Raw genomic sequence first — 14,986 nt, forward strand, 5'->3', positions numbered from 1 at the left:
GCACGAGCGCGAGCGTGCACAGAATGCCGGCCGTGGCGGCGTGTCGACGTACAGACACGCACGCTCGCGAAAGCCGGTCCGCCTCACCGGGGCAGCCTACGCGCATCGAGGGCCCCGAACAGGCCGTCGGCGCGATTCCAGCCCTCGGCAAGCCGCTGTGCGGCGTCGCGGCGGCCCGACGCCAGCGCACCGGCGATCTCGCGGGTGGCGTGCGCGTGCAGATGAGCGCGGTAACGGGCGTAGTCGGCGGCCGTGTCCTTGCTCACCATGAACGGCCAGTCGCTGGAAACGGTGAGCAGGGTCTCGCGCAGGATCTGGTCGGCGACGTGGTCGCGGGGGGTCGGCCCGTCCAGCGACGCCAGCTGGGACAGCGCCTTGTCGACGGTGCCCAGCGCGGTGTCGACCACCTCGGTGTTGAGCTGGACCAGGTCGGCCACCTGCTCGCCCGCCCACACCTGCCAGTCCTTGCCCGAGCCCCACGAGCTCGGCGGCAGGGCGACCGGGTCGCCGACGAACCCGTCGTCGATCGCGTCGCTCAGGGTGCCCACCCGCACGCCCGCGGCGGGCAGGGCCCGCAGCACCCGCTCCAGCCACGTCGGGCCCTCGTACCACCAGTGGCCGAACAGCTCGGTGTCGAAGGCGGCGATGACGTGAGCGGGCCGCCCGATGCGCTCCGACTCGCTCGTCAGCCGTCCGCGGACCACGTCGACGAAGTCGGCGACGTGCGCGTCGACGGCGTGGTCGGCGCGCTCGGGATCGTAGGGCGCCTTGCCCTCCGACGCCACGTTGCGGCCGGTCACGCGGGCCGGCTTGAGGCCGGTCAGGTGGTCGTAGGTGTGGAAGTCGCGGTAGGCCGAGTGGCCGGGGTAGCCGGATTTCGGCGACCACACCCGGTAGCTGACCTGCAGGTCCCGACCGAACGCCACCACGTCGGTGTCGCCGACGGGCCGGCCCAGCGCGGTGTCGCCGTGCAGCGACGGGCCGTCGACCATGAAATGCGTGACGCCCGCGGCGGCGTAGTCGTGTTCCATGCCCGGCGCGTACGCGCATTCGGGCGCCCAGATCCCGGTCGGGAGATGCGCCAACCGCTGCTGCGCGTCTGCCAGGCCCTCGCGCAGCGCGAACTCGCGCAGCCGCGGATTCAGCAGCGGCTGGAAGGGGTGGGCCAGCGGGCCGCCGAGCAACTCGACCGTGCCGGCGTCGACCAGGCCGCGCAGCAGTGGGCTGCCGCCGTGCCGCCACAGGGTGGCGAAGTCGTCCAGGGCCCGGTCCGCCTCCGCGCATTCGCGAATCCCGAAGGCGCGCAACGCTTCCGGTGTGCACGACTGGTAGCCGGCCGACTTCGAGGTGGGGGCCGGGCGCATGCTCGTCGCCGCGGCCGCCTCGGTGGCGCGCAGCCGCCAGTTGGCCAGCCAGTGATGCATGCCGTCGAGGCAGTACGGGTCGTCGAGCTGGGCGTTGACCACCGGGGTGACGCCGAGCGTGATCAGCCGGTGCCGATCCTCGCCGGCCAGCGTGTGCAGCACCCGCAGCAGCGGCAGGTAGGACGCCGCCCAGGACTGATACAGCCATTCCTCGCCGACCGGCCAGCGGCCGTGGTGGGCCAGCCACGGCAGGTGGGTGTGCAGCACCAGGGTGAACAAGCCCGGCACCCGCGCCTCGGAGGTGGTCACGGGCGGACCGCGATCGCGATCAGGTCGAGGCTGGCGTCGATATCAGCGACGGTGGCGTCGAGGACGTCGAAGTCGTCGCAGGTGACGGCGGCGACGTCGGCCGCCAGCTCGGGCGGCCACGGCTGATCGGCCACCGCCCGCGCGATCTGCGCGTCGATGATGGACCCGCCGTGGCGCGCGTCCATCTCGCGCAGGCGCGGGCCGTGGAACAGCCCGCTGACCTTCACCCCGGTGAACCCCGCGCCGACCAGCAACTCGGTCAGCTCGGCGGCGTTCAGCTCGCGGGTGTGAAACGGGTTGATGGGGGTGTCGCGGCCCGGCGAGAAGGTGATCCGGTTGGGGGTGGACACCATCACCAGGCCCGACGGGCGCAGCACCCGGGCGCACTCGGCGACAAACTGTGGCTGGTCCCACAGGTGCTCGATGACCTGGAAGTTCACCACAACATCCACCGACCCGTCGGGCAGTGGCAGCTCGGCGAGGTTGGCCTGCATGACCTCCACCCGGGGATAGCGGGCGCGGACATGGGTCACGGCGGCCGCGTCGTAATCGACCGCGACCACCCGGCGCGCGACCTCCGCGAGCAGGTCGGCGCCGTACCCCTCGCCGCAGCCGGCCTCGAGCACGTCGGCGCCCGCGCAGCGGGGCGCAAGCCGCTGGTAGACGACCTGATGGCGACGAAACCAGTAGTTCTCGATGTCCAGGTCCGGGATGGTGCGCTCGCCGGTCAGCGTCAGCACCGCGTCGGGCCCCGGCGCGGGGTCGCCGGGGGCGTCGGGGGGAACGTCGGACAGGTGTGCGCTCATTGCATAGGCAGGCTAACGCGAAGTGTCGGATTCGCGAACCGCGAAGTGGGCACCCCTGTTGGCGGCGGCGGACAGGGCGAAAGAAGCTGCCGCCGGGCGCCGATGCCGTCCGCGATGGCGGACGGGGGAGGAGCCGGGCAGTTGTGCCTGCGTGACCGGCTATGGTGTGAAGGCAGACCGCACAAAGTTACCCGCCAGTAACACGGAAGTGCGGTTAAAAAATGCGTGACCGAGGTCCCGCAGTCGACCGCTGCGGACCCCTTCGAGGAGGACGAACCAGACTCATGACGAACATCGTGGTCCTGATCAAGCAGGTCCCAGACACCTGGTCGGAGCGCAAGCTCACCGACGGCGACTACACGCTGGACCGCGAGGCCGCCGACGCGGTGCTGGACGAGATCAACGAGCGCGCCGTCGAAGAGGCGCTGCAGATTCGCGAAAAAGAGGCCGCCGACGGCACCGAGGGCTCGGTGACCGTGCTGACCGCCGGCCCCGAGCGTGCGACCGAGGCGATCCGCAAGGCCCTGTCCATGGGCGCCGACAAGGCCGTCCACCTCAAGGACGACGGCATGCACGGCTCCTGCGTGGTCCAGACCGCGTGGGCGCTGGCGCGGGCGCTTGGCACCATCGAGGGCACCGAGCTGGTGATCGCGGGCAACGAATCCACCGACGGCTCCGGCGGCGCGGTGCCGGCCATCATCGCCGAGTACCTCGGCCTGCCGCAGCTGACCCACCTGCGCAAGCTGTCGGTCGAGGGCGGCAAGATCACCGGCGAGCGCGAGACCGACGACGGCGTGTTCAGCCTCGAGGCCACCCTGCCCGCGGTGGTGAGCGTGACCGAGAAGATCAACGAGCCGCGGTTCCCCTCCTTCAAGGGCATCATGGCCGCCAAGAAGAAAGAGGTCACGGTGCTGACCCTGGCGGAGATCGGGGTCGAGGCCGACGAGGTCGGGCTCGCGAACGCCGGGTCCACCGTGCTGTCCTCGACGCCCAAGCCGCCCAAGACCGCGGGTGAGAAGGTCACCGACGAAGGCGAGGGCGGCAATCAGGTCGCCCAGTACCTGGTCGGCCAGAAGATCATCTAGCGGCCCACCTATTTCACACGTCCCCCAAAACACGAGAAGAGCGACATAACCCATGGCTGAAGTTTTGGTGCTCGTCGAGCACGCCGAAGGCGCCCTGAAGAAAGTCACCTCCGAGCTGATCACCGCCGCCCGCGCGCTGGGCGAGCCGGCCGCCGTCGTCGTCGGCGCGCCGGGGACGGCCGCGCCGCTGGCCGACGGCCTGAAGGAGGCCGGCGCCGCCAAGATCTACGTCGCCGAGTCCGACGACGTCGAGAAGTACCTGATCACGCCGGTGGTCGACGTGCTGGCCGCGCTGGCCGAGTCGAACTCGCCCGCCGCGATCCTGCTGTCGGCCAACGCCGACGGCAAGGAGGTCGCGGGCCGGCTCGCCGCCCGGATCGGGTCCGGCCTGCTGGTCGACGTGGTGGGGGTCCAGGAGGGCAACAAGGCGGTGCACTCCATCTTCGGTGGCGCCTTCACCGTCGAGTCGCAGGCGAACGGCGACACCCCGGTGATCACCGTGCGCGGCGGGGCCATCGACGCCGAGCCGCAGGCCGGCGCCGGCGAGCAGGTCACGGTCGAGGTTCCGGCGCCCGCCGAGAACGCCACCAAGATCACGGCGCGCGAGCCGGCGGTCGCCGGTGACCGGCCCGAGCTGACGGAGGCCAGCATCGTGGTGTCCGGCGGCCGCGGCGTCGGCAGCGCGGAGAACTTCAACGTCGTCGAGGCGCTGGCCGACTCGCTGGGTGCGGCCGTCGGTGCGTCGCGCGCCGCGGTGGACTCGGGCTACTACCCGGGCCAGTTCCAGGTCGGCCAGACCGGAAAGACGGTGTCCCCGCAGCTCTACATCGCGCTGGGCATCTCCGGGGCGATCCAGCACCGCGCCGGCATGCAGACCTCGAAGACGATCGTCGCGGTGAACAAGGACGAAGAGGCGCCGATCTTCGAGATCGCCGACTACGGCGTGGTCGGCGACCTGTTCAAGGTGGCCCCGCAGCTGACCGACGCGATCAAGGCCCGCAAGGGCTGAGTTTCGCGCCGGTCCCGAGAGAACGGCGCCGCGATAGTTCTGCCGACGGTGAGCATGACGCCTTTCATGGAGCCGCCCCGCCCAGCCGGCGCTGCTGTCGTACGACTTCGTCCAAATCGGTGAGTCGTCGCAGTGCGGCCAGCGGTTGGTTCATCCGCCGGTTGCCCGCGAGGTACTGCTTGTTGCGATCCAGAAACCACCAGTACCCGCCGGTGTAGGGGCAGGCGCGCGCGCCGACTCGCTCGGTCGGCCGATACGGGCAAGGCCCGCAGTAGTCGCTCATGCGCTTGATGTAGGCACCGCCCGCGGCATACGGCTTGGTGGCCATCAGCCCGCCATCGGCATGCTGCGACATGCCGACCACGTTGGCCACCATCACCCAGTCGTAGCCGTCGACAAAGCATCGGTGGAACCAGTCGGTGACCGCGCCGGGACGCCAGCCGCGCTGCAGCGCGTAGTTGGACAACACCATGAGCCGGGGTATGTGGTGAACCCAGCCGTGATCGCGCACCTGCGCCAGCACGTCTTTGAGGCAACGCGCGTCCACCGCGTCGGCGTCGAGATTCGCGAACCAGTCCGGCAGGTGAGTGCGTGCCCGCAGCGCGTTGCGATGGCGATAATCGTCACCGAAGTACCAATAGACTCCCCAGATGTAGTCGCGCCACCCGATCAGCTGGCGGATGTAGCCTTCGACGCCGGCGAGCGGGGCGTGTCCCCCACGGTAGGCGTCCTCGGCGGCGTAGGCGCATTCCAGGGGATCGAGCAAGCCAAGGTTCATGGGCGCCGATAACAGGCTGTGCGCCATGAAACGATCAGCGCTGAGCATGGCGTCTTCGTGAGGCCCGAAGTGCGGCAGGCGATCTCGCAGGAACACCTGCAGCGCCGCCTGCGCTTCGGTTGCGGTGACCGGAAATTCGCGCGGTCCGTCGCGGCCGACGAAGGCTACTGCGCCGTCACGTTCCCAACGGTCCAGGTCGGCGCGCACCCGCTCGTCGATTTCGTCCTCTTCCGGTTGCCAGGGTGCGGGCACGGCCAGCGCACGGGCGTTTCGCGGTGGCGGTTCGCGGTTGTCGGCGTCGAAATTCCAGCGGCCCCCGGCGGGTTGGTCACCGTCCATCAACAGGTCGAACCGCCGGCGGGCGGCACGATAGAAGTTCTCCAGCCGCAGCGTGCGCTGTCGCCGCGCCCACTCGCCGAATTCGTCTCGGCCCGTACAGAATCCGCGTGCAGGCAGCACGTCGATGTCCGGCAGCGATCGCACGAACCGATCGGCCGCCCAGGAGGTGGGCTGACATACGCTGATCCGCTCGGTGACCCGCTGTAGCGCCTCCCGATAAGTGCGGGTCTGGAAGAAGGTGGCCTGCTCACCGAGTTCGGCCGCGCGGTGGCGTAGCGCCGACAGCACCAGGTGGGCCTTACGCCGGTGGAATCGGCGGCGTTCGAACACCGCCCGGGACTCGATCAACAACACCGGCTGGTCCGGATGGTCCAGGAAGTGGGGGCCGAGCTGGTCGGCGAAACACCAACGCCGTCGACTCCCGTTCGTTCCGCTGGGAAGGTTGTTCACGCGCGATTCCTACTGGTCCTATTGGCCGCCGACAGATACTTTTCCTACCCGGACGCGTCACCTCTCAACCGCGGGGGAGCTCGGCGACGTCGCGGTCCAGCCGCCGCGCGCTAAACTAATCAATCAATTGCTTGATTGACCGTTTTGAGTATCACCTCCGCGGTTGGCCGCGAGTGCACCGGGGCGGGATGAAGGTTGCCTGACTCCCGGCCGGCGTTGTGCGCATCCTGCGGATGGGTGAAGGAAGGCGCGTCGCGATGGGTGTGATGCTGGCGTTGCGGCTCAACATGACCAACGTCGCGGATCCCCGGGCCTGCCACGCCGAGCGCTACCGCGCGGCCCTGGACATGGCGGCGTACGCCGATGAACTCGGCTTCACCGGCATCAGCTGTGAAGAACATCATTTGGCGGCAACGGGTTGGCTGCCCTCGCCGCTGATCCTGGCGGCCGCCGTCGCCGCGCGGACGCAGAAGGCACGCATCAGTGTCAACGCGTTGCTTGTCCCGCTTTATGATCCGTTGCGACTGGCCGAGGACATCGCGGTGCTCGACAACGTTGCGTGCGGGCGATTCTCCTTCGTGGCGGGCATCGGGTACCGGCCGGAGGAGTACGCCGCGGCCGGCAAAGACTGGTCGGTCCGCGGCCAATTGATGGACCACAACCTAGAGGTCATGCTCAAGGCGTGGGGTGACGAGCCGTTCGCGTATAACGGCCGGTCGGTCAACGTCACACCGAAACCGTGGACACGGCCACACCCGTTCTTCTTCATCGGCGGAATGAGCGCGGCCGCCGCCCGGCGCGCGGCGCGCTTCGGCCTGCCGTTCTCTCCGCCGATGGCGATGCCCGAGGTCGAGGCCGTCTACGCCGACGAGCTCGAGCGCCGCGGCAAGACCGGCTTCATCTATCGGCCCGAAAACGGCAGCACGATAACCCTTCTCAGCGAGAATCCCGACGCCGCATGGCAAAGCTTCGGGCCGTTCCTCCTCAACGAGACGGCCGAGTACTGCTCGTGGCGGCGCCCCGGCGTGCGGCGGCCCAACGAGGTCCCGGCCGATTCGGTCGATCGGCTACGCGGCCTGGGCAACGTCGAAATCCTGACTCCGCGGCAGCTGATCGGCGAGATCCGGGAGGGGCGCAGAGAGGTTGTCATCAACCCGCTCATGGGGGGCCTGCCGCTGGAGGACGGCTGGGGCGTCCTGCGGTTGCTCGGCGAGCGGGTGCTGCCCGAACTCATCGGAACCCCGAAAGGGGAACAAGCCTTGACTGTGCCCCGGCAACCGCCGATGATTGATTTAATCAACCGACCGATTGGTTTCTGGGACGCGCAGATGCAGGGTTGCGTCAGCGGCACGACGGCGCCGGTATGACGGTTACGGCACAGCTGGGCCGCCCGGTTGGCGCAAGCGGCGAACAGACGCGGAAACGGATCATCGCCGCCGCCATGTGTTGTGTGGCGGAGAAGGGCTATTCGCAGGCGTCGATCCGGGAGATCGCGCGCGAGGCTCAGATCACGAGCGGCAGTCTTTACCACTATTTCCCGAACAAGTCGGAGCTACTCAAAGCCACTGTGAAAGAGATCGAGGAGATCGCCCTGCCCCGGCTGCGCGTGGCCGGTCAGCGCGGCGGCAGCGTCGTGGACCGGTTGGAGGCGGTGCTGGACGAGTCGGATCGGCTGATGCACGAGTATCCGCACCTGGCCGCCTTCGAGCGGGCCATCCGCGCCGAAAGTGCGGCCTACCTGCGGTGCGGCGATCCCGACCGGGTGGGCTTTAAAGTGTTGCGCGACATCATCTCCGACATCATCGACGATGCGCTGCGACGCGGCGCCCTGACCGAGGACAGCGATCCCGCCGGCACAGTCGAAGCGATCTACGCGCTCACCCGCGGTCTCACCGAGCAGGCGGCGAATCTTCGGCCCGAGGCCTACCACGCCACGTTGCGGTCGGCCAAACGCCTGATCCGCGGCACATTGTTTCGCGAACAACCCGGAGACTGAGGAGTTCAACCGATGGCCTGCCCGAACCTGCCTGCCGGCTTCGATTTCACCGACCCCGACATCTACTGCGAGCGCCTGCCGGTCGAGGAGCTGGCCGAGCTGCGCCGGACGGCGCCGATCTGGTGGAACGATCAGCCGATCGGCAAGGGTGGATTCAACGACCGCGGCTTCTGGGTGGTCACCAAACACAAAGATGTCAAAGAGGTTTCGCTGCGCAGCGACGTCTTCTCCACCTATCAGAACACCGCGCTACCTCGGTACCCCGACGACGTGAAGCGGGAGAACATTGATGCGGCGCGCGCATCGCTACTCAACATGGACGCTCCGCACCACACGCGGCTCCGCAAAATCATCTCTCGCGGGTTCACCCCACGCGCGGTGGGGCGCCTGCGCGACGAGCTGAACGAACGGGCACAGAACATCGCCAAAACCGCGGCGGGAAAGGGATCCGGGGATTTCGTCGAGCAAGTGTCGTGTCAGTTGCCGCTGCAAGCCATCGCCGAGTTGCTCGACGTACCACTGACGGACCGCGACAAGCTGTTTCGCTGGTGCAACGAAATGACCGGCAGCGAAGACCCCGAATACGCCGACATCGACGGGCAGGCTTCGTCGGTTCAGGTGTTGACCTACGCCATGCAGATGGCCGACATGAGGGCGAAGAATCCCGGCAGCGATATCGTCACGACGCTGCTGAAAGCCGACATCGACGGCGAAAAGCTGTCCGACGACGAATTCGGCTTCTTCGTCCTCACCCTTGCCGTCGCCGGCAACGACACCACGCGTCACTCCATCACGCAGGGCATGATGGCGTTCACCGAATACCCCGACCAGTGGGAGCTGTTCAAACGCGAACGCCCCGAGACCGTGGCCGACGAGGTCATACGCTGGGCCACTCCGGTCACCGCGTTTCAGCGCACGGCGCTTAAAGACACCGAGCTGGCCGGCGTGCAGATCGCCGAGGGCCAGCGCGTCGTGATGTTCTACCGCTCAGCCAATTTCGACGACGAGGTCTTCGACGACCCCCACACCTTCAACATCCTCCGCGACCCCAACCCGCACGTTGGGTTCGGCGGCACCGGCGCCCACTATTGCATCGGGGCCAACCTGGCCCGGATGACGATCAACCTCATCTTCAACGCGGTCGCCGACCACATGCCCGACCTCAAGCCGATCTCGGCGCCCGAGCGGCTTCGCTCGGGTTGGCTCAACGGCATCAAACATTGGCAGGTCGACTACGGCGGCGGCGCCGCGGCCTGCCCAGCTGACCGCTGAGGCCCTGATGGCCCATGTCGCCCGATCCGCCGGCAGGCTTGCCGCCCGGGCCCGTGAGGAGTGTTGGGCGGCATGGCAGTTGGCGCGAGCCGGCGGTTTGAGCCCAATGCCGTTGCGCGGCCTCGGCCGGATATCGCGCGCGACGCGCGACTACGGCCCGATCGGGGCGGCGGTGAGCATGGCCGCGATCCGCCACCGTGACCGAGTCGCGCTGATCGATGACCGCGGCTCGTTGACCTTCGCTGACATCGACGCGCGGTCGAACGCGGTGGCGAACGCATGGCGAAGCCGGGGGCTGCGCGGCGGAGCCGGTGTCGGGATCCTCGCCCGCAACCATCGAGGATTCCTCGACGCCCTGTTCGCCGCCGCCAAGAGCGGCGCACGGATCGTCCTGCTCAACACCGATTTCGGCGCGGCGCAGCTGGCCGACGTCGTGCGCCGCGAGGGTGTGGATTTACTCGTTCACGACGAGGAATACACCGACGCGGTTGCCGGGCTCGATGTTCGGCTGGGTTGTATGACGGCGTGGAGCGACTCGCCGGAGGGGTCCGCGCTCGAAACGATGATCGCCGGCGGTGATTTCTCGCCACCACCGAGACCCGGCGCCGAACCCAAGCTGGTGATTTTGACCAGCGGTACCACCGGCACGCCCAAGGGCGCGCCCCGATCGGAACCCCGCTCGCTCGTGCCCGTGGGCGCCCTGCTGAGCAAGGCGCCGTTCCGCGCTCGCGGCGTCACCGAATGCTGTGTGCCGCTGTTTCATGCGTTGGGCTTCGGCCATCTGATGCTCGCTCTGCTCTTCGGCTCGACGCTGCTGGTGCGCCGCAGGTTCGATCCCCGGGACACCCTGGACAGCCTGTCCAGGCATCGGGCCACCGCGATGATCGCGGTGCCGATCATGTTGCGGCGCATCATCGAGCTCGGCCCTCAGGCGTCGACCGGGCACGGCTTCGGCGCGCTGCGCATCATCTTCGTCGCCGGATCACAGCTCGGCGCGAATTTGTGCACGGAGGCGGCGCGGGTCTTCGGGCCGGTCATCTACAACATGTACGGTTCGACCGAGGTCGCCTACGCCACGATCGCCACGCCCGAAGACCTTGCCGCCGAACCGAATTGCGTTGGCCGGGTGTTGCCGGGCACCGTAGTGAAATTGTTCGACCAGCAGGGTCGCGAGGTGCCGGCGGGCACCTCGGGACGGATCTTCGTGGCCAACGGGATCCAGTTCGACGGCTACACCGGCGGCGGCACCAAGGAGTCGATCGACGGGCTGATCGCAACCGGGGACATCGGTCACTTCGACGTCGCGGGCCGGCTGTTCATCGACGGCCGCTCCGACGACATGATCGTCTCGGGCGGAGAGAATGTTTTCCCCGCCGAGGTCGAGGAGGCCTTGGCCAACCATCCCGACATTCTGGAAGCCGCGGTCATCGGGGTTCCGGACGGTGAGTACGGGCAACGGCTACGGAGTTTCATCGCCTTGCGGCCAGGCGCGTCGCTTTCCGAGGGCGACGCCAAAGACTATGTGCGCCGACGGCTTGCGCGGTTCAAAGTCCCGCGTGACGTTCGCTTCGTCGATGCGCTGCCCCGCAATGCGACGGGCAAAGTCGTCAGGCGCCTGCTCGACGCGGCGCCGTAGGCGAAGCGGTTCCCTACAGAGCCCGCAAGCGCCGGACGCGGTCGGCCATGGCCCGCTGAGAGACCGCGGCGCCCGGGGCCAATCCTTCGAATGCGTGCGGACAACCGGGGTGCACGTGCAGTTCGGTCGAAATGCCCGCCGCCGCCAGCCGCCCCGCGTAGGTGATGTTCTCGTCACGGAAGATGTCGAGGTCCCCGACGTCGATGTAGGTCGGGGGCAGCAGCGACAGGTCGGCCGCCCGCGCCGGCGCGGCGTATTCGCTCACACCGTGCCCTCCGATGCTGCTTCCCAGCAACGCTTGCCAGCCGGTGATGTTGTCGTCGTAGGTCCACGTCACGAACGGCGCCAACTCGGGGTCGGGCAGGGTCGTCCGATCGTCGAGCATGGGATAGATCAACACCTGAAGCGCGACCGCGGGGCCGCCGCGATCCCGGGCCATCAGGCACACGGCCGCGGCCAGCCCGCCGCCTGCGCTGTCTCCCATCACCGCCACGCGGGCCGGATCGAAACCCAATTCGTCGGCGTGCTCCACCAGCCATACGAGCGCCGCGAAGCAATCCTGCACCGGAACCGGGTGGCCGAACTCGGGAGCGGTCCGGTAGTCGACGAGCAGCATGGGCACGCCCGCATCGGCGACGTAGCGGCGTGCTGACCAATCGTAGAGCTCGCCCAGTTCGCGCAGGCCGAAAATCATTCCGCCACCGTGCAAGTAGAGCACCGCGCCGCCGGACGAATCGGCTCCGTCGGGCCGATACCAGCTCACTGGCAGCGCTGCACCGTCGTCGGTGTCGACGGTGAACTTCTGCACCGCCACCCCGTCGGCGGCGCGTCGGGAGCTCAGCAGTTGCGCGAACATCTGACGGCTGTTCGCTCGCCGCGTCGCGACGTCGCCGACCGGCGGGGGCTCACGGTCGGCGGCGGCGGCCAGCAGCGGGGCAAGCTCCGCGAGCACCTCGGGATCGATGTGCAAGTTCACCGGCGGTCAGGCTGTGACATGGTCGGCGTGGAAGTCGGTGACCAAGGAGTCGATAGTGATCTCCGCGACGACATTCATGGCGGCGTCGTAGATCTCGTAGAGAAGCCCGTCGGGGGAGTCGGGGCGGGCCCCGAAATAGACCAAGCCGCCGTCGTTTCCGCCACGCTCCAGATGGGGCTTCTGGTCGTTGCCGGTCAGCGCGTAGTCGCCGGCGCGGCGAAAGCGGTGGTTGCCGATGGAGCCGTCTCGGTCGACATCCCACAGGTGCTGCTCGCCGGCGAGCACGATGACGCTGGTGGTCGCGGCGTGGCGGTGAATCGGGCAGTGGCCGCCGTCGCCCTGCCAGCGCACGACCATGTCCAGCGTGCAGGCATCCCGGTCGTAGCCCAGGATGGTGTAGTCGTGGTGGATCTTGTACGTCGATCCGGGACGTCCGGTCACTTCCTTCCACCGGTAGCGCGACGGGTCAAAAGTGCCGTCAATCATGCTGCGACCTCCTAGCCATCGGGCGGCACCGCGCCCAATCCCTGCCGTATCAAGCGAAGATAGGCGTCCACGATCTCTTGCTCGTGCCGTATATCGGACACAAGGTCCTCCAGGAACCGCCGGGCACCGACGAGGAAGTGGGCCTGCGCGGCGATTTCGGCGTCATCCATCGGACGGACCGACCCGTGCGCGATGCCGTCGCGCAGCCGCGCGGACAGCAGCTGAACCCAGGCGGTGACGCCTTCGCGGTACAACTCGGGCTCGAGAAACCTGATCTCGTCGACCAATCGGACGTGGGCCGGGTTGTGACGCACGTAATCGACGTAGGCGAGCACCTCGGCGCGGTGACGTTCGAAGAAATCGCCGGTGCGCTCGCCGCGTTGGCTTTCCAGGGTCGCCAGCCTCGCCGAAAAATCCGCCATCAGCTTGCGCATCGTCGCGCGCAACAGTTCGGCCCGGGAGCCGAAGTGGTAGTTCAGGTTCCCCACCGCCGTCTTCGCCCGTGCGGCGATGCCGGTCACCGACGCCCGATGCAGCCCGCGCTCGCTGGCCTCCGCGAGTGCGGCATCGAGAATCAACGCGCGCGTCCGGTGGCGCTTCGCGTATCCGCCCTGCGGCAGTCCAGTTTCCGTCTCACTCACCGCTGCCATCCCAAAATCCTGTATCAGTTTTCAAAATTCGGCAATGCCGGATGAAGTTTGAGGTGCTTTTCGCGACATTTCGTCATCTGACGTGCACCGACATGTCACAGCGTCGACGCCGAATAGCACAACGACTACGCGACGTTGTTTCCCATGAGCATTGCTTCTGTCCTGATAGCCAGCGACAAGCCGGACGGCACGGCGACCGGCTCGGCCGGCCCGCGCTATTCGCTGTTGCTGTCCACCGACCCCAGCTCGATCGAGGCGGCGCAGCGGCTGCGCTACGACGTGTTCAGCAGCACACCCGGATTCACCCTGCCGGCCGGCGGCGCCGAGCACCTCGACGTCGACCGGTTCGACGAGCACTGCGACCACCTGCTGGTCCGCGACGACGACACCGGCGAGTTGGTGGGTTGTTACCGGATGCTGGCGCCCGCGGGCGCGATCGCGGCCGGGGGGCTTTACACCGCAACGGAATTCGACGTGCGCGCCTTCGACGCGCTGCGGCCGTCGCTGGTGGAGATGGGACGCGCCGTCGTCCGGGACGGCCACCGCAACGGCGGCGTGGTGCTGCTGATGTGGGCGGGCATCCTGGCCTACCTGGACCGCTACGGCTACGACTACGTGACCGGCTGCGTGTCGGTGCCCATCGGCGACGCATCCGACGGTGACGTGCCGGGCAGCCAGCTGCGCGGCGTCCGCGACTTCATCCTCAACCGGCACGCCGCGCCGCCGCGCTACCGGGTGCGCCCCTACCGGCCGGTCCGCGTCGGCGGGCGGGACCTCGATGACATCCCCGCGCCGCCGCGCCCGGCGGTGCCGCCGCTGATGCGCGGCTACCTGCGGCTGGGCGCCCAGGTCTGCGGCGAGCCCGCGCACGACCCGGACTTCGGGGTGGGTGACTTCTGCGTGCTGCTGGACAAGCGGCGCGCCGACACCCGATATCTGAAGCGGCTGCGGTCCGTCTCGGCGGCGGCCGACATGGTTGGCGGCGCCTGATGAGCGCCCCCGCAGTCACCGACCACGCCTGGCTGCCCCGCGCGACCTGCGACAGCAGCTGTGTGCGGGTCGGGCCAGCCTCGGCGGGGTGGCGGGTGGTGCTGCGGGTGACGCTGCGCGTCATGCTGGCGGTGCTGCTGGTGTCGCTGGTGCCGCTGGCGCTGCTGCCGCTGCCGGGACAGGTGCGGGTGCAACGGTTTTGCTGCCGGGTGCTGCTGCGGTGCTTCGGTGTGCGGATCAGCGTTTCGGGCAGTCCGATCCGGAACCTGCGCGGGGTGCTGGTGGTCAGCCCCCACATGTCCTGGTTGGACGTGTTCGCCATCGGTTCGGTGCTGCCCGGGTCGTTCGTGGCCCGGGCCGATTTGTTCGGCGACCTCTCGGTGCGCCTGCTCAAGATCATTCCCATCGAACGCGCCGATCTGCGGCGGCTGCCCGGGGTGGTGCAGACCGTCGCCCACCGGCTGCGTGCGGGCCAGACCGTCGTGGCGTTTCCGGAGGGCACCACGTGGTGCGGGCTGGCCTGCGGGTCGTTCTATCCGGCGATGTTCCAGGCCGCGATCGACGCCGGTCGCCCGGTCCAGCCGCTCCGGTTGGCCTACCACCACGTCGACGGCTGCGTCTCGACCGCTCCGGCCTTCGTCGGCGACGACACCCTGTGGCGGTCGATGTGCCGGTTGCTGGCCGTGCGCCGCACCTGGGCGCACGTCCACGTGGAATCCCTGCAGCTGCCGGGCACCGACCGCCGCGCGCTGGCCCGCCGTTGCCAGTCGGCGGTGGGCGTAGGAGTGCCCCAGCGCCCGGGCCGGCGCCACGTGCTGGTGGCTTCCTAGCTTTAGGGCC

Annotated in this window: 14 protein-coding genes; 8 read left to right on the top strand and 6 right to left on the bottom strand. The window is 68.6% G+C overall.

The genetic code is table 11. From position 1 onward, the window contains the following. Positions 1–83: 83 nt before the first annotated feature. Both A5705_RS06320 and A5705_RS06325 read right to left on the bottom strand, forming a co-directional pair. Positions 84–1,673: a glycoside hydrolase family 57 protein gene (locus tag A5705_RS06320; RefSeq protein WP_068276268.1), complete on the bottom strand. Its 1,590-nt coding sequence runs from the start codon at positions 1,671–1,673 to the stop codon at positions 84–86. Continuing rightward, a complete protein-coding gene (locus A5705_RS06325) occupies positions 1,670–2,479 on the bottom strand; it encodes a bifunctional 2-polyprenyl-6-hydroxyphenol methylase/3-demethylubiquinol 3-O-methyltransferase UbiG (protein ID WP_067880088.1) in 810 nt (269 codons plus the stop codon). The genes A5705_RS06320 and A5705_RS06325 overlap by 4 nt, the downstream gene beginning before the upstream one ends. Positions 2,480–2,763: 284 nt before the next feature. Here A5705_RS06325 and A5705_RS06330 point away from each other — a divergent pair, with 284 nt between their 5' ends. Further along, complete coding sequence (locus A5705_RS06330; RefSeq protein ID WP_067880091.1) at positions 2,764–3,564, top strand: electron transfer flavoprotein subunit beta/FixA family protein; 801 nt, start codon at positions 2,764–2,766, stop codon at positions 3,562–3,564. A gap of 52 nt (positions 3,565–3,616) precedes the next feature. Continuing rightward, the gene (locus A5705_RS06335; protein WP_067880094.1) at positions 3,617–4,573 is read left to right on the top strand and encodes an electron transfer flavoprotein subunit alpha/FixB family protein; all 957 of its coding nucleotides are present in this window, start codon (positions 3,617–3,619) and stop codon (positions 4,571–4,573) included. A 64-nt stretch (positions 4,574–4,637) separates the two neighbouring features. On the opposite strand, the gene A5705_RS06340 is transcribed toward A5705_RS06335, so the two are convergent. Next, on the bottom strand, positions 4,638–6,140 hold the full coding sequence (locus A5705_RS06340; RefSeq protein ID WP_068276272.1) for a cryptochrome/photolyase family protein: 1,503 nt from the start codon (positions 6,138–6,140) through the stop codon (positions 4,638–4,640). A gap of 257 nt (positions 6,141–6,397) precedes the next feature. On the opposite strand from A5705_RS06340, the gene A5705_RS06345 reads away from it, so the two are divergent. From A5705_RS06345 to A5705_RS06360, 4 genes are all read left to right on the top strand, one after another. Further along, the gene (locus tag A5705_RS06345) at positions 6,398–7,507 is read left to right on the top strand and encodes an LLM class flavin-dependent oxidoreductase (RefSeq protein ID WP_082956341.1); all 1,110 of its coding nucleotides are present in this window, start codon (positions 6,398–6,400) and stop codon (positions 7,505–7,507) included. Continuing rightward, positions 7,504–8,136 (top strand): TetR/AcrR family transcriptional regulator, encoded by a 633-nt coding sequence (locus tag A5705_RS06350; RefSeq protein ID WP_067880100.1) that lies wholly within the window; start codon positions 7,504–7,506, stop codon positions 8,134–8,136. Before A5705_RS06345 ends, A5705_RS06350 begins: the two co-directional genes overlap by 4 nt. 12 nt (positions 8,137–8,148) lie before the next feature. Then, positions 8,149–9,408 (top strand): cytochrome P450, encoded by a 1,260-nt coding sequence (locus A5705_RS06355; protein ID WP_068276275.1) that lies wholly within the window; start codon positions 8,149–8,151, stop codon positions 9,406–9,408. Between the two features lie 106 nt (positions 9,409–9,514). After that, positions 9,515–11,044, top strand: coding sequence for an AMP-binding protein (locus A5705_RS06360; protein WP_231982373.1), 1,530 nt, complete (start codon positions 9,515–9,517; stop codon positions 11,042–11,044). A 13-nt stretch (positions 11,045–11,057) separates the two neighbouring features. Here A5705_RS06360 and A5705_RS06365 read toward each other — a convergent pair whose 3' ends face one another. Genes A5705_RS06365 through A5705_RS06375 form a run of 3 tightly spaced genes read right to left on the bottom strand, consistent with a single transcriptional unit; the run spans position 11,058 to position 13,156 of the window. After that, a complete protein-coding gene (locus tag A5705_RS06365; RefSeq protein WP_067880110.1) occupies positions 11,058–12,020 on the bottom strand; it encodes an alpha/beta hydrolase in 963 nt (320 codons plus the stop codon). Positions 12,021–12,026: 6 nt separating this feature from the next. Further along, the gene (locus A5705_RS06370; RefSeq protein WP_067880113.1) at positions 12,027–12,506 is read right to left on the bottom strand and encodes a hypothetical protein; all 480 of its coding nucleotides are present in this window, start codon (positions 12,504–12,506) and stop codon (positions 12,027–12,029) included. 11 nt (positions 12,507–12,517) lie between these two features. Next, positions 12,518–13,156: a TetR/AcrR family transcriptional regulator gene (locus A5705_RS06375; RefSeq protein WP_067880116.1), complete on the bottom strand. Its 639-nt coding sequence runs from the start codon at positions 13,154–13,156 to the stop codon at positions 12,518–12,520. A gap of 144 nt (positions 13,157–13,300) precedes the next feature. On the opposite strand from A5705_RS06375, the gene A5705_RS06380 reads away from it, so the two are divergent. Both A5705_RS06380 and A5705_RS06385 read left to right on the top strand, forming a co-directional pair. Then, complete coding sequence (locus tag A5705_RS06380; protein ID WP_068276281.1) at positions 13,301–14,146, top strand: GNAT family N-acetyltransferase; 846 nt, start codon at positions 13,301–13,303, stop codon at positions 14,144–14,146. Beyond that, the gene (locus tag A5705_RS06385; RefSeq protein WP_068276284.1) at positions 14,146–14,976 is read left to right on the top strand and encodes a 1-acyl-sn-glycerol-3-phosphate acyltransferase; all 831 of its coding nucleotides are present in this window, start codon (positions 14,146–14,148) and stop codon (positions 14,974–14,976) included. The genes A5705_RS06380 and A5705_RS06385 overlap by 1 nt, the downstream gene beginning before the upstream one ends. Positions 14,977–14,986 lie beyond the last annotated feature (10 nt).

It is taken from the genome of Mycobacterium sp. E787 (genome assembly GCF_001668725.1).
Taxonomy (GTDB): domain Bacteria; phylum Actinomycetota; class Actinomycetes; order Mycobacteriales; family Mycobacteriaceae; genus Mycobacterium.

Bases quoted from the DNA above. Each gene is read 5' to 3' on its own strand.
- A5705_RS06325 (WP_067880088.1), bottom strand. From the start codon at position 2,479: ATGAGCGCACACCTGTCCGACGTTCCCCCCGACGCCCCCGGCGACCCC.
- A5705_RS06330 (WP_067880091.1), top strand. From the start codon at position 2,764: ATGACGAACATCGTGGTCCTGATCAAGCAGGTCCCAGACACCTGGTCG.
- A5705_RS06335 (WP_067880094.1), top strand. From the start codon at position 3,617: ATGGCTGAAGTTTTGGTGCTCGTCGAGCACGCCGAAGGCGCCCTGAAG.
- A5705_RS06345 (WP_082956341.1), top strand. From the start codon at position 6,398: ATGGGTGTGATGCTGGCGTTGCGGCTCAACATGACCAACGTCGCGGAT.
- A5705_RS06350 (WP_067880100.1), top strand. From the start codon at position 7,504: ATGACGGTTACGGCACAGCTGGGCCGCCCGGTTGGCGCAAGCGGCGAA.
- A5705_RS06355 (WP_068276275.1), top strand. From the start codon at position 8,149: ATGGCCTGCCCGAACCTGCCTGCCGGCTTCGATTTCACCGACCCCGAC.
- A5705_RS06360 (WP_231982373.1), top strand. From the start codon at position 9,515: ATGCCGTTGCGCGGCCTCGGCCGGATATCGCGCGCGACGCGCGACTAC.
- A5705_RS06370 (WP_067880113.1), bottom strand. From the start codon at position 12,506: ATGATTGACGGCACTTTTGACCCGTCGCGCTACCGGTGGAAGGAAGTG.
- A5705_RS06375 (WP_067880116.1), bottom strand. From the start codon at position 13,156: ATGGCAGCGGTGAGTGAGACGGAAACTGGACTGCCGCAGGGCGGATAC.
- A5705_RS06380 (WP_068276281.1), top strand. From the start codon at position 13,301: ATGAGCATTGCTTCTGTCCTGATAGCCAGCGACAAGCCGGACGGCACG.
- A5705_RS06385 (WP_068276284.1), top strand. From the start codon at position 14,146: ATGAGCGCCCCCGCAGTCACCGACCACGCCTGGCTGCCCCGCGCGACC.